Here is a 21,755-nt window from a genome sequence, read left to right on the forward strand (position 1 = left end):
ACGCTCTACCTCTTTTTTTCGCGCAGTTCCGGACGCAAAACCGCGTTCCGCACTTTTGCTGGAATTGCTTTGACCCGGAATTCTCCAACATTACGAAAAATTCATGCTGCGGATAGTGCGCCGTAATGTGCGCGAGCCTATCTCTTCTCCATCGGCTGCCGAACGCGGCCATGAAGTAAGAGAAAAGGTGCAAAGAATGTCCAAGATTTCAGCATTCCGTCCCAACCTCAAGACCGTACTGAAGACGACCACCGTCGCCGGACTTGCGGCCGTTATGCTCGCGACCGGCATTCCCGCGCGTGTTACCGAGAGTTTTGCAGAGGCCGTTTCCGTCCAGGCGCCGCAGGTTGCGAGCTTCGCCGACGTCGTCCAGGCCGTCTCGCCGGCCGTGGTTTCCGTTCGCGTCCAGTCCGACATCAAGCCGGCTTCCGATGAGGGCGGCAACAACTTCAGCTTCAACTTCGGCGGTCGCGATCTTGATGAACTGCCGGACAATCATCCGCTGAAACGCTTCTTCCGCGAGTTCGGCGGCCAGGACGGCTTCCGCGGCGACCGCGGCCCGGATCGCCGCTTCGGCGATCGCCGTGACCGCAAGCCGCACCTGCGCCCGACCTCGCAGGGTTCCGGCTTCTTCATCTCCGAAGACGGCTACATCGTCACCAACAATCACGTCGTCAACGACGGTTCGGCCTTCACCGTCGTCATGAACGACGGTACCGAACTCGATGCCAAGCTGATCGGCAAGGACAGCCGCACCGACCTCGCCGTGCTGAAGGTCGACGACAAGGACAAGCGCAAGTTCACCTATGTGAGCTTCGCCGATGACAGCCAGATCCGCGTCGGCGACTGGGTCGTCGCTGTCGGCAACCCGTTCGGCCTCGGCGGTACGGTAACGGCCGGCATCATCTCGGCCCGCGGCCGCGATATCGGCTCCGGTCCCTATGACGACTACCTCCAGGTGGACGCCGCCGTGAACCGCGGCAATTCGGGCGGCCCGACCTTCAACCTCAACGGCCAGGTCGTCGGCATCAACACCGCGATCTTCTCGCCGTCGGGCGGCAATGTCGGCATCGCCTTCGCCATTCCGGCGTCCGTCGCCAAGGGCGTCGTCGCCGACCTGATGAAGGACGGCAAGGTCGACCGCGGCTGGCTCGGCGTGCAGATCCAGCCGGTGAGCCGCGACATCGCCGACTCGCTCGGCCTGGCGGACGCCGCCGGTGCCCTCGTTGTCGAACCGCAGACGGACTCGCCCGGCGCCAAGGCCGGCATCCAGAAGGGTGACGTGATCACGGCGCTCGATGGCGAGCCGGTCAAGGACCCGCGTGACCTCGCCCGCCGCGTCGCCGACATGTCGCCCGGCACCAAGGTCGACGTTTCGGTCTGGCGTGACGGCAAGGCGCAGAACGTCTCGGTCGAGATCGGCACGCTTGCCGGCGAGCAGATCCAGGCCGCGACGGGCACCACCGAGGAAGCCGAACCGGAAGCCCCCGCCAGCGAGCAGGCGCTTGCCGATCTCGGCATCACGGTCACCCCGGACGACAAGGGCCTGACGGTCTCCGCCGTCGACCCGGACTCCGACGCCAGCGACCGCGGCCTGAAGGAAGGCGACCGCATCACCTCCGTCAACAACCAGGCCGTGAAGTCTGCCGACGACGTGGTGAAGGTCATCAACAACGCCCGCAAGGACGGCCGCTCCAAGGCGCTGTTCCAGGTCGAGACCAATGATGGCAGCCGCTTCCTGGCGCTGCCGATCGACCAGGGCTGACCGGCTCCGTCAACTCGATCCACGGCGCCGCGAAATCGCAAGGTTTCGCGGCGCTGCCGCATCGGGGTTTCGCGCGTCTAGCCAAGTCCCGCTGAACATGCTGTAAGGTCCGGACGATGAAGATATTGATTGTGGAAGACGATCTGGAGGCGGCCGCCTATCTCTCGAAGGCCTTTCGCGAGGCGGGCATCGTGCTTGACCATGCGAGCGACGGCGAAAGCGGCCTCTTCCTCGCCACCGAAAACAGCTATGACGTGCTGGTCATCGACCGCATGCTGCCGCGCCGTGACGGCCTGTCGGTGATCTCCGAGCTGCGCCGCCGCAACATCCACACGCCCGTGCTCATCCTCTCCGCACTCGGCCAGGTCGACGACCGGGTGACCGGGCTTCGCGCCGGCGGCGACGATTACCTGCCGAAACCCTACGCCTTCAGCGAGCTTCTCGCCCGTGTCGAAGTGCTCGGCCGCCGCAAGGGCACGCCGGAGCAGGACATGGTTTACCGCGTTGGGGACCTGGAGCTCGACCGGCTCTCCCACACCGTCAAGCGCGCCGGCAAGGAGATCCTGCTCCAGCCGCGCGAATTCCGCCTGCTCGAATATCTGATGAAGAATGCCGGCCAGGTCGTGACGCGCACCATGCTGCTGGAAAACGTCTGGGACTATCATTTCGACCCGCAGACCAATGTCATCGACGTTCATGTCTCGCGGCTGCGCTCGAAGATCGAGAAGGATTTCGACCAGCCGCTGCTGCGCACGGTGCGTGGCGCCGGATACATGATGAAGGACGAGGCGGTGGGCTGACCTCATGCATCGAATGCTCGGCCGGCTGACCGCTCTCTACCGTACGACCGCGGTGCGCCTTTCCGCGGTCTATCTGCTGCTGTTTGCCACTTGCGCGGCCTTCCTCGTCTTCTACGTCTCCTCCATGTCGGAAAACCTGCTGCAGCAGCAGATGCGCGAGGCGGTGGCGCAGGAGACCGAACAGATCGAGCGTGTCTTTGACAACAATGGCATGAACGGCCTGTTGCGCACGCTGGAGCGGCGCTCGCGCCAGCCGGGCGCCAATCTCTACGTCATCGCCAGCCCGACGGGCGAGGTGCTGGCCGGCAACGTGGCCTCGCTGCAACCGGGCGTGCTCGACACCGAGGGCTGGACGGAAACGCCGTTCCGCTACCAGCGCTACCAGGAGGAGGCGCGCGGCAACAACCGCCCGATGGCCTATGCGCAGGTGAGCGTGCTGTCCAACGGGCTTCGCGTGCTCGTCGGCCGCGACCTTGGCGAGCCGGAGAATTTCCGCAACCTGGTGCGCCAGGCGCTGATGGTGGCGCTCGGCGTCATGGGCGTCGGCGCGCTTGCCATCTGGTATCTCATCGGCCGCAATGCGCTGAAGCGCATGGATCGCATGTCCGGCGCCAGCCAGCGCATCATGGCGGGTGACCTCTCGCAGCGCCTGCCGACGAGCGGTTCCGGCGACGAGTTCGACCGCCTGTCCGAATCGCTCAACACCATGCTCGGCCGCATCGAGAAGCTGAACGAGGGCCTGAAGCAGGTCTCCGACAACATCGCGCACGACCTGAAGACGCCGCTGACGCGGCTGCGCAACAAGGCGGAGGCGGCCCTTGCCGGCGGCGAGAAGACCGATCACCGCACGGCGCTGGAGGAGATGATCACTGAATCCGACCAGCTTATCCGCACCTTCAATGCGCTGCTGATGATCTCCCGCGTCGAGGCCGGCCAGGCGCCGGCGGAAATGAGCGCGATCGACATCAGCGGCATCGCGCACGATAGCGCCGAGCTTTACGAGCCGGTGGCCGAGGATTGCGGGCTCAAGCTCGTGACGGAGATTGCCGACGGTATCGAGATCAAGGGCAACCGCGAACTCGTCGGCCAGGCGCTCGGCAACCTCATCGACAATGCGGTGAAATATGCCGAGGGCAGCGGCGGCGAACCGGAAATCCGCATTTCGCTTGCGCTTCGGGAGGGTGACGTCGTGCTCTCCGTTGCCGACGGCGGCCCCGGCGTGCCGGAAGACAAGCGCGACGACGTGGTAAAGCGCTTCGTGCGCCTCGATGCCAGCCGCTCCAAGCCCGGCACAGGCCTCGGCCTGTCCTTGGCCGTCGCCGTCATGGAGATGCATCACGGCCGGCTGGAGCTCGATTCCACCCATCCGGAGCGGGAAAACAATCGGGGGCTGACGGTCCGCATGGTTTTCCCCGTCGTTGCGGACTGATACAGCTCGTCGGCAACGAGCGAGCAAAAGCTCTTGCCGAGGAGACATCATGAGCGCAACGGAAACGACGCGGTTTTCCGATCTTTCGACGAGCCCGATCCGGCCCTTGAGCCAGGCGGAGGTCAAGTCGGTGCTCTCCGATCTCAAGGATTGGGGCAGGGACCACGCCGCCATCGCCAAGCTCCTCGGTGAGGAGGGGCCGCTCAAGGACTTCATCGTCGCGGCCTTTTCCCTCTCGCCCTATCTGCGCGACACCGCGCGCATCGACCCCGGCCTGCTCGTCCGCGCGCTCGAAGAGCCGATCCTGCCCGCCATCGACGCCGCGATCGATCGTGCGCGAAACGCCTGGCAGCCGGCCGGCGAGGTGACGGAAGCCGTGCTGATGACCCGGCTGCGCGTCGCCAAGCGCGAGGTCGCCTTCCTCACCGCGCTCGCTGATCTTGCCCGGATTTTTGACGCGCGCCGAACCACTGCGCTGCTGACCGACCTCGCGACCGCCGCGACCTCCGCCGCCATCGACCACCTCCTCCTGTCGGCGCATGACAGCGGCAAGCTGAAGCTGCCCGATCCCGCGCATCCGAGCGACAGATCGGGCCTCATCGTGCTCGGCATGGGCAAGCTCGGCGCCTCGGAACTCAACTATTCCTCCGATATCGACCTCGTCATCTTCTTCGATCCGATGGCGCAGATCGCGGTCGATGCAAACGAGGCCGTCGAGACCTTTTCCCGTCTCGTGCGCCGGCTGATCCGCATCATGCAGGAGCGCACCGGCGACGGTTATGTCTTCCGTACCGACCTGCGTCTCCGGCCTGATCCGGGCGCAACGCCGCTTGCCATCTCGGTCGATTCGGCCATGCTCTATTACGAGGGCAGGGGGCAGAATTGGGAGCGCGCCGCCTTCATCAAGGCGCGGCCGATCGCCGGCGACATCAAGGCCGGCGAGGCCTTCCTGAAAGACCTCGTGCCCTTCGTCTTCCGCAAATATCTCGATTATGCGGCGATTGCCGACATCCATTCGATCAAGCGGCAGATCCATGTGCACAAGGGCCATGGAGAGATCGCGGTGAAGGGCCACAACGTCAAGCTCGGCCGCGGCGGCATCCGCGAGATCGAGTTTTTCGTGCAGACCCAGCAGCTGATCGCCGGCGGTCGCGTGCCGGCGCTCAGGCTGCGCGCCACCGAGCCGATGCTTTCGGAACTGGCGAAGGCCAACTGGATCGACGAGGCGACGGCCGGCGAACTGACCGAAGCCTACTGGTTCCTGCGCGATGTCGAGCACCGAATCCAGATGGTCCGCGACGAGCAGACCCATCTTCTGCCGGAAACGGAAGCCGAGCTGAAGCGCATCGCCTTCATGCTGGGTTTCGAGGATACGGCCGGCTTTTCCGCAAAACTCGTCTCGGTGCTGAAGACCGTCGAGCGGCGTTATGCGGCGCTGTTCGAGCAGGAGGCAAAACTCTCGTCGGAGACCGGCAATCTCGTCTTCACCGGCCAGAAGGACGATCCGGATACGCTGGACACGCTGAAGCGCCTCGGCTTCGAGCGCCCCGCCGACATTTCCCGCACCATCCGCACCTGGCATTACGGCCGCTACCGCGCCACGCAGTCGGTGGAGGCGCGCGAGCGGCTGACGGAGCTGACGCCGCAGCTGCTCAGCGTCTTCGGCGAGAGCAAGCGGGCGGACGAGGCGCTGCTGCGCTTCGACAGTTTCATTTCCGGCCTGCCGGCGGGCATCCAGCTGTTCTCGCTGCTCGGCAACAATCCCGCCCTGCTGTCCCTCATCGTCAACATCATGTCGTCGGCGCCGCGGCTTGCCGAGGTGATTGCCGCCAAGCCCCATGTCTTCGACGGCATGCTCGACCCGAGCCTGCTTGCCGAGCTGCCGACGCGCGCCTACCTTTCCGAGCGCATCGATGGTTTCGTTTCCGGCGCCCGGCATTATGAGGAAATCCTCGACCGCCTGCGCATCATCGCCGCCGAACAGCGCTTCCTGATCGGCATCCGGCTCCTCACCGGCGCCATCACCGGCAGGCAGGCCGCCCGCGCCTTGACCCATGTGGCGGACCTCATCGTCGCCGCCGCCCTGAAGGCCGTGCTGGAGGAGATCGAGGCGGCGCATGGCAAATTCCCCGGCGGGCGCGTGGCGCTGGTCGGCATGGGCAAGCTCGGCAGCTTCGAGCTGACCGCCGGCTCCGATATCGACCTCATCCTGCTCTACGACCACGACGGCGACGCGTTCGAATCGGACGGCGCCAAGCCGCTCGACAACATCAAATATTTCACCCGCATCACGCAGCGGCTGATCGCGGCGCTCTCCGCCCCGACCGCCGAAGGCGTGCTCTACGAGGTCGACATGCGGCTGCGCCCCTCCGGCAACAAGGGCCCGGTCGCCACCCGCATCACCTCCTTTGCCAAATACCAGATGGAGGAGGCGTGGACCTGGGAGCACATGGCGCTGACGCGCGCCCGCGTGCTTTCGGGCGACGAGAGCCTCGCGGCAGAGGCGCAGGCGATTTTTGGCTCCGTGCTCGGGCGCAAGCGCGAGGTCGGCAAGATCGCCAAGGACGTCGCCGAAATGCGCACGCTCATCGATCAGGAAAAGCCGCCAAAGGACATCTGGGACCTGAAGCTCATCGCCGGCGGGCTGATCGACATCGAGTTCATCGCCCAGTTCCTGGCGCTCGTGGCGCCGGCGAAGGGGGCGGCCCAGCCGGACAAGGTGCTGCCGACGGCCGATGCGCTGGCGCTGCTCGGTGCCGAGATGATGGACCCGAACGACCTCGATACGGTGCAGAAGGCGCTGACGCTCTACACGGAGATCTCGCAGATCGTCCGTCTCTGCATCGACGGCGGCTTCGACCCCAAGGAAGCCCCGGCCGGCCTCATCGACCTCGTCTGCCGCGCCGGAGACTGCCCGGACCTGCGCACGCTGGAAGCCGAAATCCGGCGGCTGTCCAAAGCGGTGCGCAAGATCTTTCAGGCGACGGTCAAGGGCTGACCGTCGCGGTCTTCACGCCGCCACGAGATGCAGTGCTGCGAGGCGTTCCCGGTCGGGAATGCGCACGGAGATGATGGTGCCCTTGCCTTCCAGCGAGCGGATGCGCATGGCGCCGCCGTGCAGGTGGGCGAGGGAGCGGGAGATGGCGAGGCCGAGGCCGGAGCCGCCCTTGCTCTTGGCGTACTGGCTCTGCACCTGCTCGAAGGGCTGGCCGATCTTCTGGAGGGCGGATTTCGGGATGCCGATGCCGGTATCGGCGATGGTGAGCGTTACCGCGCCATCCACCCGGCGCGCCCGCACTTCCACCTCGCCGCCGGCATTGGTGAACTTCATGGCGTTCGACAGCAGGTTCAGCAGGATCTGCTTCATGGCGCGTCGATCGGCGACCGTCAGCAGATTGTCCGGATAGGCCTGGCGCACCTGAATCTGCTTCTTCTCCGCCTGCAACATGGTGAGACGCAGGGTCTCCTCGATCAGCGGCGCGAGGTCGATCGTCTCGCAGCTGACGCGCATATGGCCGGCTTCGATCTTGGACATGTCGAGGATATCGCTGATGACGTTCAGGAGATGCTTGCCGCTTTCGTGGATGTCGCGGGAATATTCGCGGTACTTGTCCGAGCCGATCGGGCCGAACATCTGGTTTTGCAGGATTTCGGAAAAGCCGAGGATGGCGTTGAGCGGCGTGCGCAGCTCATGCGACATGTTGGCGAGGAATTCGGACTTGGCGCGGTTCGCCGCCTCGGCGCGCTCCTTTTCCGCCTGGTAATTGGCGTTGGCGACGGAGAGCTCCGACTTCTGTCGCTCCAGCTTGGCGCGGGAGGCCGAAAGGTCGCCGATGGTCGCCATCAGCCGGCGCTCGGATTCGCGCAGCCGCACCTGGTGGCGCTTCATCATGGTGATGTCCGTGCCGACGGAGACGAGGCCGCCGTCGCGGGTGCGCCGCTCGTTGATCTGCAGCCAGCGCTCGTCGGCAAGCTGCACCTCGCTGGTCTGCGACGCGCCGGTGCCGTCCGCATCGGCGATGCGCCGCTCGATGACCGGGCGGGCGGCCGCGGCATGCACCGCCGCGCGTTCCGTGCCGGGCACCAGCACGTCGTCGGGAAGGCCGTAGGCCTGCTGGTAATGCGCGTTGCACATGACGAGCCGGTCGCTCTTGTCCCACAGCACGAAGGCTTCCGAGGTGCATTCGATGGCGTCGGCCAGCCGCTGGTCGGCTTCCTGGTAGCGCTGGGCGAGCCGGTGCTGTTCGGTCACGTCCATTGCGATGCCGATCATATGCATGCGACCGGAGGCCATGCGAATGAGCTGGGCGCGGGCGCGCAGCCAAACGTAATGCCCCTCGGCATGGCGCATGCGGAACACCTGGTCGACCTGCTTGGCCTCGCCGCGGGCGACGGCGCGCGCGACCTGGTAGATGCCGTCGTCGTCGGGGTGCATCAGGCGCGCCGCATCGCCGAAGGACAGCACGCTGTCGCGCGCCGGCATGCCGAGCATTTCATACATCGAGCGCGACCAGAACAGCCGCCGGCTGGTGAGGTCGAAATCCCACAGGCCGCAACGGCCACGGGCAAGCGCGGTCTCGACGCGCAGGTTGGATTCCGCGAAGATCGCGTCCGCATCACGGGCGCGCTTCGCCTGGATATAATAGGCGTAGAGGATGACGAGCAGGATCGCCGAAATGCCGGAGAACAGCGTGACGTTCAGCGCCACCTCGTCGCGCCAGAACACCGCGAGCTGCCCCAGCGGATTGGCGACGATGATGAAGCCGCCCTTCTTGGGCATCTGCACGAGCGAGGCGTAATATTCCTCGCCGCCGATGCGGGCACGGAAGACGCCGGCCTGCTCGCCGAAATACTGGCTGGCCGCTAGCTCGGGCGAGAAGCGCGCGAGCGACTGGCCGACATACTGCGCCGCCGCAAGCGAAGCGCCGAAGACGTGGCCCTTCTCCTCGACGAAGAGCACCAGCCCGCCGGGCTGCATGCGGTCCTGCGGCAGGTTGAGGGTGAGCGCCGCCTCGACCGCCATGCGGTCGGACTTCGCCAGGCTGTCGGCCATGCGGCCGGAGAAGACGGCGCCGACAGCCAGGGCCGTCAGCGAGGTCGTGTCGCGTACGCTCGTGTCCATCCGGTCGTGCTCGACCAGGATGCCGACCATGCGCGAGATGGCCACCACGAACAGGAATGCGATGATCAGGATCGGTATCGACCGCTTCAGCACGGGCTCGGCCCGTGTCAGATGCCGTGCGGCAGGTCCGGCGAATATCTTCGCCTGTCCCGTCAGTTCATCTTCCCAGGCCGCCATTCCCGGAAATTTGAGACGAGTCCACCCGCCGGCTGCGCGTCCTCGTTGCGCGTCCGCCATAGTCTTAAACCTTGTACCTTTTCGTGATTCGGCGCGCCGCTCGCCCGAATCTACCCTAATGAATCAATTGTGATTCCGCTTGTCCAGAGGAAAGGGTTAAAGTTTTTTAACCATTTCTTATGGTTGGGATTTTGCATTTGCCGAAGGAGTGTCCGTGCCGGCTTCGGCTCCGATCGGACGACGCGGACCGGCCTCCGTCTCCTTCCATTCCTTCAGCATCGCCGCGCGCCGGCGCGGAAAACGCTCTTCAAGCATGGCGAGCGCCAGCATGCGTTCCGTGCGAAAATGCCGGTAGCCCTGCCGCGATTCGCACCAGGCAACCAGCATCCGCGTGTCCTCGAAATAGCCGAGCGCCACGGGCCAGATGGTTCGCTCCGAAAGCGCGCCGACACTGTCTGCATAGGAGAGCCGCAGCTTCCGCTCCCGCCGGATCGCCGTGCGGATCAGGGCAAGATCGACGACTTCGCTGTCGACGATGCGCCGCGGCCCGACCAGCAGCGCCGTACTCTCCAACTCCTCGCGCAATTCCGCCGGCAGCACCGCGGAAATCTTGGCAAGGGCGTCCGTCGCGGCCTTCGTCACGGGGGCGTCGGCGAATTTCTGCACCCAGCGGAAGCCGAGCATCAAGGCTTCCAGTTCGCCCTGCGAGAACATCAGCGGCGGGAGCATGAAGCCGGGGCGCAGGATGTAGCCGACGCCGGGTTCTCCCTCGATATCCGCGCCCTGCGCCTGTAGCGAGGCGATGTCGCGGTAGAGCGTCCGGATGCTGATGCCGAGTTCGCCGGCAAGCGTGGCACCGCTCACCGTATGGCGGTGGCGTCTCAGGATCTGGAGGAGAGCGAGCAGTCTTTCGGATCGGGCCATGGCAACATACTGCCAGTTTTTGGCAGCGGTGTCGCCTAAAGATCATCCCGTCAACGCAAACAAAGGACGATCCCCATGACGGCTCCCAATCTCCTCATTCTCTATGTCGAAGACGCGGCAGCAAGCGGACTGTTTTACGAAAAGCTGTTTGCCCATGCGCCCGTGGCGCAGTCTCCGGGCTTTGTCGCATTCCGGTTCGAGAACGGCCTTGGCCTCGGCCTGTGGTCGACCAGTTCCTCGGAATTCGTCTCCTCGGGCACCGGGCACCGCAGCGAAATCGCCATCGTCGCGGAAGACAACGCGTCCATCGACCGGCTTCACGACGAATGGCGCGCGGCCGATGTCGCGATCGAGCAGCCACCGTTCAACGCCGTCTTCGGCCGCACCTTCGTCGCGCTCGATCCAGATGGCCATCGCATCCGCGTCTGCCCGCCGGCCAATTAACCGAGGAGACTAGAACAATTCCGGTAAATCCGGAATTGTTCTAGGGTATTGTTTTACCGCATTATCCGACGCCGAAGCGATTCCGCTTCGGCTGGAAATGCTCTAGCCCTTCAGCATGCGCTCCACGATGTCCGACACGTCGGACGACAGCTTTTCGCCCGCGGCAATGCTGCGCAGCGCGTTGCGGGCGTGGTCGGAGCGCACTTCCTCCAGCGCGCGCCACGAGCGCATGGAGGTGAGAATGCGGGCGGCGAGCTGCGGGTTCTTCGGGTCGATTTCCAGAATCTGCTCGGCGAGGAACCGGTAGCCTGCGCCGTCCGCCCTGTTGAAGCCGGTCGGGTTGGAGAAGGCAAAGGTGCCGACGAGCGCACGCATGCGGTTCGGGTTCGTCTTGTTGAAAAGCGGGCTTTCCATCAGTGCCTTAACGCGCTCCAGCGCGCCATCGCCCGGAATGGTCGACTGGATGGAGAACCACTTGTCGATGACCAGCGCATTGTCGGCAAAGCGCGCGCGGAAAGTTTCGAGCGCTGCCGCCGTCTCCGGCGCATCGGGGAAACGGTGGGCGAGCACGGTGAGTGCCGCGCTGAGGTCCGTCATGTTGTCGGCCGCCGCGAAAGCGCCCACGGCGCGGGCCGGCGTGCCGTCGGCGACGGCGAGATAGGCAAGTGCCGCATTGCGCAGCGCCCGGTGGCCGGCGCCTTCCGCGTCCGGCGTGAAGGCACCTTCGATGCGGTGGCGCTCGAAGAGGTCTGCAAAGACGGCGGGGTTGCGATTCGCCACGAAAGCGAGCACGGCCTCGCGGCCGGTGCGGATGGCGTCAGGATCGTTGTTGCTGCCGAGCTCGCGCGCGATGTCGGATTCGGACGGCAAGGCGAGCGCCTGCGCCCGGAAAGCGGGCTCCAGGGTTTCGTCGCCGGCAATGGCGATCAGCGTGTCGGCAAGAACCGGGTTCGTCTCGACCGACGTGCCGGCGCGCGCCTTGCGCGCCGCGTCCACGAGGTTGGGAAGCGCCAGGTCGTTCAGCGCCTGCCAGCGGGCGAAGAGATCGCTGTCATGGCGTGCAATATGGGCGAGGTCGGCCGGAGCCTGCTCGAAATGCAGGTTGATCGGCGCCGAAAAACTGCGGTTGAGCGAAACGACCGGACGCGAGGTAACGCCGGAGAAGGTCACCGTCTGGCGGCGCTCCTTCAGGTGCAGCACGTCGCCGGTCACCTCGGCGCCGCTGGTGGCGGGCGTCACCTCCGAGCCGTCGGCGGAGATCAGGCCGAAGCGCAGCGGAATGTGCATCGGCTCTTTCGTGCTCTGGCCGGGCGTCGGCGGGATCATCTGTTCCAGCGACAGCGTGAATTCGCCCTTGCCCTGGTCGTAGCTCGACGAGACGCTGACCAGCGGCGTGCCGGCCTGGTGATACCAGAGCGAGAACTGCGTGAGGTCGACGCCGTTCGCCTCCTCGAAGCATTTGACGAAATCCTCGATCGTCGCGGCATCGCCGTCATGACGCTCGAAATAGAGGTCCATGCCCTTCTTGAAACCGTCCCGGCCGACGATGGTCGCGATCATGCGCGTCACCTCGGAGCCCTTTTCGTAGACGGTCGTCGTATAGAAGTTGTTGATTTCGCGGTATTTCGTCGGGCGTACCGGATGGGCCAGCGGACCTGCATCCTCGGGAAACTGCTCCGACTTCAGGTGCCGCACCTCGGCGATGCGTTTTACCGCGCGCGAGCGCTGGTCGGCGGAGAATTCGTGGTCGCGATAGACCGTCAGGCCTTCCTTCAGGCACAGCTGGAACCAGTCGCGGCAGGTGACGCGGTTGCCGGTCCAGTTGTGGAAATATTCGTGCGCGATGATCGCCTCGATATTCGCATAGTCCTGGTCGGTCGCGATTTCCGGGTCGGCGAGCACGTATTTGTCGTTGAAGACGTTGAGCCCCTTGTTCTCCATGGCGCCCATGTTGAAGTCGGAGACGGCGACGATCATGAAGATGTCGAGGTCGTATTCGCGGCCGAACACCTCTTCGTCCCATTTCATCGAGCGCTTCAGCGCGTCCATCGCATAGGCCGCGCGCGGCTCCTTGCCATGCTCGACATAGATCTTCAGCGTCACCTCGCGGCCGGACAGCGTGGTGAACGTGTCTTCCACGACGCCGAGATCGCCGGCGACCAGCGCGAAGAGGTATGAGGGCTTGGGATGCGGATCGAACCAGGCGGCGAAATGCTTGCCTTCGCCGTAACCCGCACCGCCCAGGAAATTGCCGTTGGACAAGAGCAGCGGGCAGCTCGCCTTGTCGGCGATGATGTTGACCGTGTAGACCGCCAGCACGTCCGGCCGGTCGGGGAAATAGGTGATGCGGCGGAAACCTTCCGCCTCACACTGGGTGCAGTAGACACCGTTCGTGCGGTAGAGGCCCATCAGCTGGGTGTTCGCCTCCGGATTGATCATCGTGGTGATGGTGATCTCGAAGGGCTCCGTCGCCGGCAGGTCGCGGATCGTCAGGCTATCCGGCGTCGCGTCGTAGCGTGCGGCGTCCAGCTCCATCTGGTCGAACAGCAGGCCGGTCATGACGAGCTCGTCGCCGTCGAGAACCAGCGGTGCGGCAAGATCGGCGCCTTCGCGGCGATGGAAGATCAGTCGCGCCTCGACCTTCGTCTCCGTCGGATCCAGTTCGAAGGTCAAATCGACGCGCTCGAGAACAAAGTCGGTCTGGCGATAATCTGCCAGATGAATGATCCGGCCGTTCTCTGTCCGCATGGATATGTCCTGCATTTTTGCCGTCCGGCCCGTAAAGTTCTGTGCAACGCTACGGGCTACAAGGACGGTCTGCCCCCAGTTCCATGGATAGATATGCTTATTCGCTTAACATCTCATTTCCAGCCGACCCCCATTCACAATTTTGTGCCTTGTTGGCACAGAAGGTCCACTGGCGCCGGATCGCCCGGTTCCGATCAAAAATATCCGCGACGCATCACCAGAATTGATCCCATCCGGCGGCCAATCCCGCTAGACTTGCAATCCTCTGTATCGGTTCTCCGGTCTTTCTCAACGCCTGATGCCACGGCCAGCCGGTCGTGACGAGTTCCCCATGGACATGCCATACCCAAACCCCATGCGGGGCATTTTCCTCAAGGTTACCTCCGTGGTGATCTTTCTCTGCATGTCCACGCTCATCAAGGCGGCCGGCAAGGATCTTCCGGCCGGGCAGATCACCTTCCTGCGCTCCGCCTTTGCCATGGTGCCGATCATCGTCTTTCTTGCGGCACAGGGCCAGTTGCGCGGCGCGTTTCGCACCAATGACATTTTCGGCCATTTCAAGCGCGGGATCATCGGCATCCTGTCCATGGGCTTCGGCTTTTACGGCCTGGTGCACCTGCCGCTGCCGGAATCGATCGCGCTCGGTTATGCGCTGCCGCTCGTCACCGTGGTCATCGCCGCCGTCTTCCTCAAGGAGAAGGTCGGCATCTATCGCTGGTCAGCCGTTCTCGTCGGGCTGGTGGGTGTGGCCATCATCAGCTGGCCGCGCCTGACGCTGTTTCGCGATGGCGGCTTCGGCTCGTCGGAGGCGATGGGCGCGCTGGCCATGCTGGCCTTCGCCGTGCTCGGCTCCATCGCCATGGTGCTGGTGCGCAAGCTGGTGCAGACCGAACGCACGCCGACCATCGTGCTCTATTTCTCGCTGTTCGCCTCGATCTTCTCGCTCGGCACGTTGCCGTTCGGCTGGACCGAGCTGAGCTGGCAGGCGCTCGGCCTGATGGCGCTTGCCGGCTTCTGCGGCGGCATCGCGCAGATCATGCTGACGCAGAGCTACCGTTATGCGGATGTCTCGACGATTGCGCCGTTCGAATATACCTCGATCGTGCTCGGCCTGATCATCGGCTATTTCCTGTTCGGCGACGTGCCAACCGGCACCATGCTGACCGGCACCGCCATCGTCGTCGTTGCCGGCATCTTCGTCATCCTGCGCGAGCACCAGCTCGACCTGAAGCGCCGCGCGGCGCTGAAACACCAGACCCCTCAGGGCTGACGCCAGTCCGGCGTGGTCGTGTCCTCCAGGCGCTCCTCCGTCACCGCATCCGGCTGGAGAGCGCCGGCGGCGGCGTCCGCACCCAATGGCTGCGCGGTCATCGCCTGGAAATCCGTCTTGGCGACCAGGCCGTCATTGGCCTCGCGCCGGCTGATGCGCCAGGCGGCATAGGCGCAGTAAAGCAGGAAATAGACTGCCAGCACGACGAAGAGGGAGCCCGGCCCGAAGCGATCCATGATCGGCCCGACCATCAGCGGCCCGGAAATCGTGCCGACGCCATAGACGATCATCATGCCGGAAGAGACCTCGACATATTCGTCCGGCTGCGCGCGGTCGTTGGCATGCGCGACGTTGAGCGCATAGATCGGGAAGATCACCGAGCCGACGAAGGCTGCGACGATATAGAGCAGCACCGGCGATCCGCCGGCAACGAAAGCCATGGCAAGGCAGGACAGCGTGCCGACAAGGCCGCAGGCGACCATGACGAGGCGGCGGTCCATGCGGTCCGAGGCGCGGCCGATCGGGATTTGCGCGATGGCGCTGCCGAGCAGCACGCAGGCGAGCAGCGTGGCGCCCTCGGCCGTCGAAAGGCCGATGCGCTGGGTGAACACACCGCCGAGGTTCAGCCAGGCGCCGGAGAGCGCACCGGCGAGGAACGCGCCGATCACGGCAACCGGTGAGCGCCGGTAGAGTTTTGCCACATCGAACCGCGCCTGCGTCGGCGGTGCGGGCAGCGGCGAGGAGGTGAGCGCGGTCGGCAGCAGCGCGACGGAGAAGATGATGCCGCAGAGAATGAAGAGCGAGGTGTTGGACGGGTCGCCGAGCGGCACCAGATATTGCCCGCCGATCGTGCCGACCATGGTGGTGATCAGGTAGACGGAAAAGATCGAGCCGCGGTTCTCATTGGTCACCCGCTCGTTCAGCCAGCTCTCGATGATGAGATAGCTGCCGGAAATGGCAAAACCCGACATGGCACGAAACAGCATCCAGGCGCGCCAGTCGACGACGAGCGCGCAAAGCAGGATGCCGATGGCGAGCAGCGTGATCAGCGCCACGAAAACGCGCACATGGCCGACTAGCAGCACGAATTTCGGCGTGACGATGCAGGAGAGCGTGAAACCGATCGTGTAGCCGGTGGCGATCATCGAGATCGTCTGCGTCGACCATCCCTCCGCGACCGCGCGCACCGGCACGACATAACTTTGCAGCCCGAAGGCCACCATCATCAGCAGGGTGGACAGCATCAGGCTGAGAATGGAGACGAGGCTCGCCAGCATGGGGGGCTCCGCAGGAGTGGCGCCGCGCGGCGCGTTCAATGTGCGAGTGTCGCTCTATTGCGGACGCGTTGCGCTGTCCACTGCGACAGCGGCTGACGTAAAAAACAGGAAGATCGTCGGGAGGTTCAGGAGGGGAGAGAATTCCCGGCACGGTTGTGCTAAAGGGAACTGTAGAGGCAAAAGCCTCGGCGCAATGAAAGGAGGTGAGACGATTGAAAATCCGGCTTACGCTGACGATCAGGTTCAGGACTTGGCGGTTCACCCTGACCATCAGCTAAGAAAACGGAGATCGGGCTTCAGCCCGGTCTCCACCGGAGGAAAGTCGTCTCACCTCCTCACGAGGGAAACATTACCATAGCGCCGGTGGCTTTCAAAGCCATGGCCGGCCGTCAGTTGGGCAGGAAGGCCTTGAGCGGATCGCGGCGCTGCGCCGCATCGCGCGGCAGCGAGGCCAGCACGGAATATTCCCGGGCGGCGTTCACGGCGGCGCGGATGTCGGCGATGTCGGACATCAACTTGCGAAAGGCGGCCATGGTTTGCTCCTGGGTTCGGGTTGCATCGGGCGGCGCCGTCTGGCGCAGCACCCGCGTATCAGCGCTGGATGAACTCGGAGAAGAGCTGAACGGGGCGGTTGATACGGGCGAAGCCGGTGGCCGTGAGCTGCTCGTTGGCCGGGGCAGCGATGCCGCCGAAACCATGGCCGGCACGAAGACCGGAGTGGCGGAGCGTCTCGAAGCTCGAATGGATGGGCCGAAAGCGGGCGGCGGTCATAGGTCTGTTCCTTAAATCCTGTCCTCCCGTGCTCTTATATTGCGCCGCAACATGAATTTTGCAATGCGACATTCTGCCCGGCAGATATGTGCAATTCGCATGGCTGCTGAAACAATTTGTTCATGCTTGAGGCAGAATCGCGACCCATTGTGGGACGGCGCACAGGTGCTGATTGCCAAGCCATTGAAAAGACTGAGGGAGGCTGTCTATCTAGCCGCTGAGCCCTGCACGAAAAGCGAGCAGATCCTGCCAGGCAAGGCGCTTGCTGATCGGCGCTGTCGCCAGATCCTGCGGGTGCAAAGTCGCAAAAGCCGGGATATTTCGGCCAGAAATCGTGATCTCCCGCCATTCGCCGCGCAATTGGTGGATCGTATCGTTGGAGCGGAACAGGAATCGCGCGGCAAAATTGCCGAGCACGAGCAGGTGATTCGGCTCGGCGAGCGCGATCTGCCGCTCGATGAAGGGACGGCATATATCCGCCTCGCGCTGCGACGGCGGCCGGTTGCCGGGCGGGCGCCAGGGCACGACATTGGTGATGAGCAGGTCGGCGCGGGCGAGCCCGATGCCGGCGAGCATGCGGTCGAGCATCGCGCCCTGCCGGCCGGAGAACGGCTGGCCGTCGCGGTCGTCCTCGGCATTCGGCATGGCGCCTATGACCATGACGGCGGGTTTGGCCTTGCCCTCGGCGAAGACGAGGCAGCGGGCGCTGGTCTTGAGGTTGCAGCCGTTGAAGGCCTCCATCGCTGTGCGCAGCTCATCGAGCGAGCGTGCGCTGCTGGCGGCAAGCTCGGCCTCCGCCACCGCCTGGCTGTCCGGGATGGCGACATTCGTCAGGGGGGCGGCGGCCGCAGGGCGCGGCTGTTCCTGCCGCGCGGGCGCCCGGGCCGGTGCTTGCGGCACGGGCGCTGCCTCGCGCTGCGGGACTACGCCGCGCGTAGCGCGCATCGCCTCGAATTCGGCGATGCGATCGACCGCCTCTTCTTCCAACAGCCATTCCACGCCGGAATCCGCATAGAAATGCAGGAGCGATCGAAGCTGGTCGGGGTTGAGGTCTCGCGCGGTGTTCATGCCCTGCACCTTAGCGAAGCGAACCCGGCGAGGAAAGCGTCGCGCTCACGCCGCCCATTCGGCGACGTCGTCGCTTTCGCCGATCAGCGCCAGGCCGTGGGCGATGGAGAGCAGTTCGCCGCCGCTCTCGATCTTGGTTTCATCAAAACGGCGGGTGAAGATGCGCCGCACGGCCGGCACGAAGGAGGTGCCGCCGGTCAAAAACACCTTGTCGATGGCATCAGGCGCGGTGTTGGTCTTCTCCAGCACCTCGTCGAGCGCACCTTCGATGCGGGCGAGGTCGGGTGCAATCCACTCTTCAAAATCGGCGCGCCTGACCGTCTTGTGGCCGGCGCTGCCGAGCGACGAGAAATGGAATTCCGCCTCGTCGGCGCCGGAAAGCGCCATCTTGGTCGCGGAAATTGCCTGATAGAGCGGATAGCCCTCGTCATGCTCGACAAGGTCGATGAAGAGCTCCAGCTTTTCCGGCTCGATCGCCGAGCGGACCAGCGACTTGAGATCGGTGAATTCCCGCGTCGTCTTGAAGATCGAAAGCTGGTTCCAGCGGGCGAAGTTGGCGTAGTAGCCGGAGGGCACTTCCAGGAGCTTGTCGAAGCTCTTGAAATAGGTGCCCTTGCCGATTTCCGGCGCCACGAGATGGCTGATCATCCTCGAATCGAAATGGTCGCCCGCAATGCCGACACCCGAATGGCCGATCGGCGTTGCCGACAACTGGCCTGCCTTGCGCTCGAAGCGGATCAGCGAATAGTCCGTCGTGCCGCCGCCGAAATCCGCGACCAGCACGGTGGCATCGCTCTTCAGCGTCTGCGCGAAATAATAGGCGGCCGCGACGGGCTCGTAGACATAGTGGATTTCCGGGAAGCCGAGCCGGGTCAGCGCCGCATTGTAGCGTTCGAGCGCCAGCGCCGGGTCCGGGCTTGCGCCGGCAAACTGGACCGGCCGCCCGGCAATCACCCGCGACACGTCCCCCGGCCATTCGTCGCCCGCATAGGTTTTCAGCCGGCGCAGGAAGATTTCCATCAAGTCGTCGAAGGCGTGCCGGCGTGCGAAGATCAGCGTGCCCTGGAACAGCGCGCTCGCCGCAAAAGTCTTGATCGATTGCAGGAAGCGGCAGTCGCCGGGATTGTCGATGAACTGGCGGATCGCCGCCTGTCCCGCCTCGACCTTCAACGCCTGCGCGCCGACCACCGGGTCCTTCATGAAGGAGAGCGCCGTGCGCATCGTGTCGGTAACGCCGACGCTGCTGGTGAAGGTCATGGACTGCGTGTCGCTGCCGCCCGTCGAAAGCGCCATGACCGTGTTCGTGGTGCCGAAATCAAGCCCGAGTGCCCGTGCCATCGCCGTGCCCCTATGATCGTCGAATTGTCTTGAAGCGAGGCGTGAAGCCCGCGCGCGAAAAGGGCGCGTCAGCGCGCGCCCGGAATTGGGAGAGGGCGCCAGATGGCACAGGCCGGCGCCGATGGCAAGCGCTTAGGACCAATCGCCACTCAATCCATGCCGGCCTGCAAATGGCGATCTTCCGCGCTTCCGGTGCTCACGTACCGAAAGTACGCTGTGCTCCGGACCACGGAAACTCACCATTTTCGGCACGGCCTGAACTGAATGGCGATTGGCCCTAGACTGAGCGCGCCGCTCCGCCGTCGCAGCGCACGAGGCTGCCGGTGACATAGCTTGCCGGCGCGCTGCACAGGAAGGCGGCGGTGGCCGCGAATTCCTCCACCGTGCCGTAGCGCCGGGCGGGAATGGCCTTTTCCGAGGCCGCGCGCACGTCGTCCACGCTCTTGCCGCTGCGTTCGGCGGCCGCGGCGTCCAGGCTCTTCAAGCGGTCGGTCATGATGCTGCCGGGCAGCAGCATGTTGCTGGTGATGCCGTGTTGCGCAACTTCCGTCGCCAGTGTTTTCGACCAGCCGGCAAGCGCCGGGCGCAGCGTGTTGGAAAGCGCGAGGCCGGAGATCGGCTCGATGACGCCGGAGGAGGCGACCGTCAGGATGCGGCCCCAGCCTTGCTGCTTCATGCCGGGCAGCAGCCGGTTGGTGAGGGTGATGATCCTCAGCACCATGGAATTGAAGTAGGTGGCGAGTTTTTCCTCGCTCATGTCCTCGGTCGAGCCCGGCGTCGGCCCGCCGGAATTGTTGACGAGGATATCCACGCCGCCCAACTTGTCGGCAACGCCTTTCACGATGGTCTCGACAAAGCCCTCGTCGCCGAGATCCGCCTGCACCCAGTCCGCGCGGCCCAAACCGTCCGCATTGATCGCGTCACAATTCGCCTGAAGCGTCTCGGCGCTGCGGCCGCAGAGCAGCACATGCGCGCCCTCGCGGGCGAGCGCCACGGCGATGCCCTTGCCGAGGCCGCGGGAGGAGGCGAGGATGAGGGCGCGTTTGCCGGCGATGCCGAGGTCCATGGCGATGTCTCCTAGTGCTGGGGCTCAGTCGGCGCGGTAGGGCACCTTGCCCGGATTGAACAGGTTTTTCGGGTCGAGCGCCGCCTTGATCGCCTGCGCCACCGCACGGCGGGCGGGGTTGCCATAGATCAGATAGGCACGGCGCTTCTCGGTTCCCACCCCGTGCTCGGCGGAAAAACTGCCGCCGAATTCCGCAACGCCCGTATAGACCGCATCCTCGATCGGCGCCTTCAGCGCCCGAGCCGTGACGCCCTCGCCGATGACGGAAAGGTGCAGGTTGCCGTCCGCGATATGGCCGTAGACATAGGCGTCGAAGCCGGGGTCGATGGCGTTCAGCCGCGCCCGCAGGCCGGCGACATAGTCGTCGAGCGAACCGGGTGGCACCGAGACGTCGTAGGAGGGGGCGGCGGGAAAATGCCGGTACATGAAGTCGCCGTCCTCGCGCAGCGCCCAGAAGCGGCGCGCCTGGTCGAGCGAGGCGGCGACGATGCCGCTCGTCAGCCCGTGTTCCTCCCAGAGCGCCGCGAGACCTTCTTCCAGCGCCTCGCGCGCCTGCTCTTCGCTTTCGGCGGAAACCTCCATCAGCAGGATCGCCGGCGTGTCGTCCTCCAGCCAGCCGAGGTCGAAACCTTTGTCGCCCGCGCTGTCGCGCAGGTAGCGCTGCCACATCAGTTCCGCGCCTTCGAGCTGCAAGGCCGGCTGGGCGCGGAAATGCGCGATGAGCGCGAGCGCGGAATTCGCATCGCGCAGGCCGACGAGCGCCGTGGCACGCATCGGGTTGAAACTTTCGAGTTTCAGCACCGCACGGGTGACAAAACCGTAGGCGCCTTCCGAGCCGATGAGGAGCTGCTTGATGTCCGGCCCGGCGCTCACCTTCAGCACGCGCGTCAGGTCGCTGAACAGCGTGCCGTCCGGCATGACGGCCTCGATGCCGAGCACCTGGTGGCGCATCACCCCGTTGCGGAAGGCCAGGATGCCGCCGGCATTGGTGGCGATCATGCCGCCGATCGTCGCACTGCCGCGCGCCGCAAGGTCGATGCCGGGAATGAGGCCGACCTCGGCCGTCGCCTCCTGAAGCGCCTGCAAGGTGACGCCGGCGCCGACGGTGACGGTGCGGGCGAGGGGATCGATCGCCTCGATGCGGTTGAGCCGCGCGGTGGAGAGAATCAGTTCGCCCGGCCGGCTGATGCCGCCGCCGACAAGCCCGGTGCGGCCACCCTGCGGCACGATCGGCACGTCGTTTTCGAGGCACCAGCGCACCACCGCGGCGGCGGCCTCCGGCGTTGCCGGCTCGGCCAGGGCGCCAGCGCCAAAATTGTCGCGATGCTCGCCGGGATGCCGGTTCGCCAGCCGCTCGCTTCCGACAAGGTGAAGAGCCTCGCCGAAATCGTTCAAGTCGCGTTGCAGCGATCGGATAATCTCGGTCATGGCACGGGTCCCTCTGGCCTGGTGGCTGGCCGCAAATGCCTAGTCGGATGGTGATCCGGAATCAAGCGAGCACGGGCGCGCGGGAGCGACAATCGATTGACGTTTACGTTAAAGTCAATAAACTTCCG

Annotated in this window: 16 protein-coding genes; 6 read left to right on the plus strand and 10 right to left on the minus strand. The window is 64.9% G+C overall.

Translation table 11 applies throughout. The features are described 5' to 3' along the window. Nucleotides 1-196 precede the first annotated feature (196 nt). From GB927_RS29865 to GB927_RS29880, 4 genes are all read left to right on the plus strand, one after another. Nucleotides 197-1,765: a Do family serine endopeptidase gene (locus tag GB927_RS29865; protein WP_256120865.1), complete on the plus strand. Its 1,569-nt coding sequence runs from the start codon at nucleotides 197-199 to the stop codon at nucleotides 1,763-1,765. 116 nt (nucleotides 1,766-1,881) lie between these two features. Then, entirely contained in the window at nucleotides 1,882-2,565 is a 684-nt protein-coding gene (locus GB927_RS29870; protein ID WP_256120866.1) for a response regulator transcription factor, read from the plus strand. Between the two features lie 13 nt (nucleotides 2,566-2,578). Next, nucleotides 2,579-3,994 carry a sensor histidine kinase gene (locus GB927_RS29875; RefSeq protein ID WP_256120917.1) on the plus strand — a complete coding sequence of 472 codons (1,416 nt, stop codon included), beginning with the start codon at nucleotides 2,579-2,581 and terminating at the stop codon, nucleotides 3,992-3,994. 49 nt (nucleotides 3,995-4,043) lie between these two features. Next, nucleotides 4,044-6,992 (plus strand): bifunctional [glutamine synthetase] adenylyltransferase/[glutamine synthetase]-adenylyl-L-tyrosine phosphorylase, encoded by a 2,949-nt coding sequence (locus GB927_RS29880; protein ID WP_256120867.1) that lies wholly within the window; start codon nucleotides 4,044-4,046, stop codon nucleotides 6,990-6,992. A 12-nt stretch (nucleotides 6,993-7,004) separates the two neighbouring features. Here GB927_RS29880 and GB927_RS29885 read toward each other — a convergent pair whose 3' ends face one another. Both GB927_RS29885 and GB927_RS29890 read right to left on the minus strand, forming a co-directional pair. Then, on the minus strand, nucleotides 7,005-9,353 hold the full coding sequence (locus GB927_RS29885) for a PAS domain-containing sensor histidine kinase (RefSeq protein ID WP_256120868.1): 2,349 nt from the start codon (nucleotides 9,351-9,353) through the stop codon (nucleotides 7,005-7,007). A 117-nt stretch (nucleotides 9,354-9,470) separates the two neighbouring features. Next, on the minus strand, nucleotides 9,471-10,217 hold the full coding sequence (locus GB927_RS29890; protein WP_256120869.1) for a helix-turn-helix transcriptional regulator: 747 nt from the start codon (nucleotides 10,215-10,217) through the stop codon (nucleotides 9,471-9,473). A gap of 75 nt (nucleotides 10,218-10,292) precedes the next feature. Between GB927_RS29890 and GB927_RS29895 the strand changes: the two genes are divergently transcribed. Beyond that, nucleotides 10,293-10,661, plus strand: a complete 369-nt coding sequence (locus GB927_RS29895; RefSeq protein ID WP_256120870.1) for a VOC family protein — start codon at nucleotides 10,293-10,295, stop codon at nucleotides 10,659-10,661. A gap of 102 nt (nucleotides 10,662-10,763) precedes the next feature. On the opposite strand, the gene pepN is transcribed toward GB927_RS29895, so the two are convergent. Next, complete coding sequence (gene pepN, locus GB927_RS29900) at nucleotides 10,764-13,409, minus strand: aminopeptidase N (protein ID WP_256120871.1); 2,646 nt, start codon at nucleotides 13,407-13,409, stop codon at nucleotides 10,764-10,766. Nucleotides 13,410-13,740: 331 nt separating this feature from the next. On the opposite strand from pepN, the gene GB927_RS29905 reads away from it, so the two are divergent. Then, a complete protein-coding gene (locus GB927_RS29905; RefSeq protein ID WP_256120872.1) occupies nucleotides 13,741-14,679 on the plus strand; it encodes a DMT family transporter in 939 nt (312 codons plus the stop codon). On the opposite strand, the gene GB927_RS29910 is transcribed toward GB927_RS29905, so the two are convergent. The 7 genes from GB927_RS29910 to GB927_RS29940 form a co-directional block, all read right to left on the minus strand. Beyond that, entirely contained in the window at nucleotides 14,670-15,956 is a 1,287-nt protein-coding gene (locus GB927_RS29910; protein ID WP_256120873.1) for an MFS transporter, read from the minus strand. The two genes, GB927_RS29905 and GB927_RS29910, sit on opposite strands and share 10 nt — an antisense overlap. A 389-nt stretch (nucleotides 15,957-16,345) precedes the next feature. Then, nucleotides 16,346-16,489 carry a hypothetical protein gene (locus tag GB927_RS29915; protein WP_256120874.1) on the minus strand — a complete coding sequence of 48 codons (144 nt, stop codon included), beginning with the start codon at nucleotides 16,487-16,489 and terminating at the stop codon, nucleotides 16,346-16,348. A gap of 58 nt (nucleotides 16,490-16,547) precedes the next feature. Further along, nucleotides 16,548-16,727, minus strand: a complete 180-nt coding sequence (locus GB927_RS29920) for a hypothetical protein (RefSeq protein WP_256120875.1) — start codon at nucleotides 16,725-16,727, stop codon at nucleotides 16,548-16,550. Nucleotides 16,728-16,937: 210 nt separating this feature from the next. Continuing rightward, entirely contained in the window at nucleotides 16,938-17,795 is an 858-nt protein-coding gene (locus GB927_RS29925) for a uracil-DNA glycosylase (RefSeq protein WP_256120876.1), read from the minus strand. Nucleotides 17,796-17,840: 45 nt separating this feature from the next. After that, a complete protein-coding gene (locus tag GB927_RS29930; RefSeq protein ID WP_256120878.1) occupies nucleotides 17,841-19,133 on the minus strand; it encodes an Hsp70 family protein in 1,293 nt (430 codons plus the stop codon). A 277-nt stretch (nucleotides 19,134-19,410) separates the two neighbouring features. Continuing rightward, nucleotides 19,411-20,199, minus strand: coding sequence for an SDR family oxidoreductase (locus tag GB927_RS29935; protein ID WP_256120879.1), 789 nt, complete (start codon nucleotides 20,197-20,199; stop codon nucleotides 19,411-19,413). Between the two features lie 24 nt (nucleotides 20,200-20,223). Next, entirely contained in the window at nucleotides 20,224-21,627 is a 1,404-nt protein-coding gene (locus GB927_RS29940; protein ID WP_256120880.1) for an FAD-binding oxidoreductase, read from the minus strand. Nucleotides 21,628-21,755 lie beyond the last annotated feature (128 nt).

The sequence above is a fragment of the Shinella lacus genome (genome assembly GCF_010994755.1).
Lineage (GTDB): Bacteria > Pseudomonadota > Alphaproteobacteria > Rhizobiales > Rhizobiaceae > Shinella > Shinella lacus.

Bases quoted from the DNA above. Each gene is read 5' to 3' on its own strand.
- GB927_RS29905 (WP_256120872.1), top strand. From the start codon at position 13,741: ATGGACATGCCATACCCAAACCCCATGCGGGGCATTTTCCTCAAGGTT.
- GB927_RS29885 (WP_256120868.1), bottom strand. From the start codon at position 9,353: ATGGCGGACGCGCAACGAGGACGCGCAGCCGGCGGGTGGACTCGTCTC.
- GB927_RS29910 (WP_256120873.1), bottom strand. From the start codon at position 15,956: ATGCTGGCGAGCCTCGTCTCCATTCTCAGCCTGATGCTGTCCACCCTG.
- GB927_RS29875 (WP_256120917.1), top strand. From the start codon at position 2,579: ATGCTCGGCCGGCTGACCGCTCTCTACCGTACGACCGCGGTGCGCCTT.
- GB927_RS29890 (WP_256120869.1), bottom strand. From the start codon at position 10,217: ATGGCCCGATCCGAAAGACTGCTCGCTCTCCTCCAGATCCTGAGACGC.
- pepN (WP_256120871.1), bottom strand. From the start codon at position 13,409: ATGCGGACAGAGAACGGCCGGATCATTCATCTGGCAGATTATCGCCAG.
- GB927_RS29930 (WP_256120878.1), bottom strand. From the start codon at position 19,133: ATGGCACGGGCACTCGGGCTTGATTTCGGCACCACGAACACGGTCATG.
- GB927_RS29870 (WP_256120866.1), top strand. From the start codon at position 1,882: ATGAAGATATTGATTGTGGAAGACGATCTGGAGGCGGCCGCCTATCTC.
- GB927_RS29895 (WP_256120870.1), top strand. From the start codon at position 10,293: ATGACGGCTCCCAATCTCCTCATTCTCTATGTCGAAGACGCGGCAGCA.
- GB927_RS29880 (WP_256120867.1), top strand. From the start codon at position 4,044: ATGAGCGCAACGGAAACGACGCGGTTTTCCGATCTTTCGACGAGCCCG.
- GB927_RS29925 (WP_256120876.1), bottom strand. From the start codon at position 17,795: ATGAACACCGCGCGAGACCTCAACCCCGACCAGCTTCGATCGCTCCTG.
- GB927_RS29940 (WP_256120880.1), bottom strand. From the start codon at position 21,627: ATGACCGAGATTATCCGATCGCTGCAACGCGACTTGAACGATTTCGGC.
- GB927_RS29865 (WP_256120865.1), top strand. From the start codon at position 197: ATGTCCAAGATTTCAGCATTCCGTCCCAACCTCAAGACCGTACTGAAG.
- GB927_RS29920 (WP_256120875.1), bottom strand. From the start codon at position 16,727: ATGACCGCCGCCCGCTTTCGGCCCATCCATTCGAGCTTCGAGACGCTC.
- GB927_RS29915 (WP_256120874.1), bottom strand. From the start codon at position 16,489: ATGGCCGCCTTTCGCAAGTTGATGTCCGACATCGCCGACATCCGCGCC.
- GB927_RS29935 (WP_256120879.1), bottom strand. From the start codon at position 20,199: ATGGACCTCGGCATCGCCGGCAAACGCGCCCTCATCCTCGCCTCCTCC.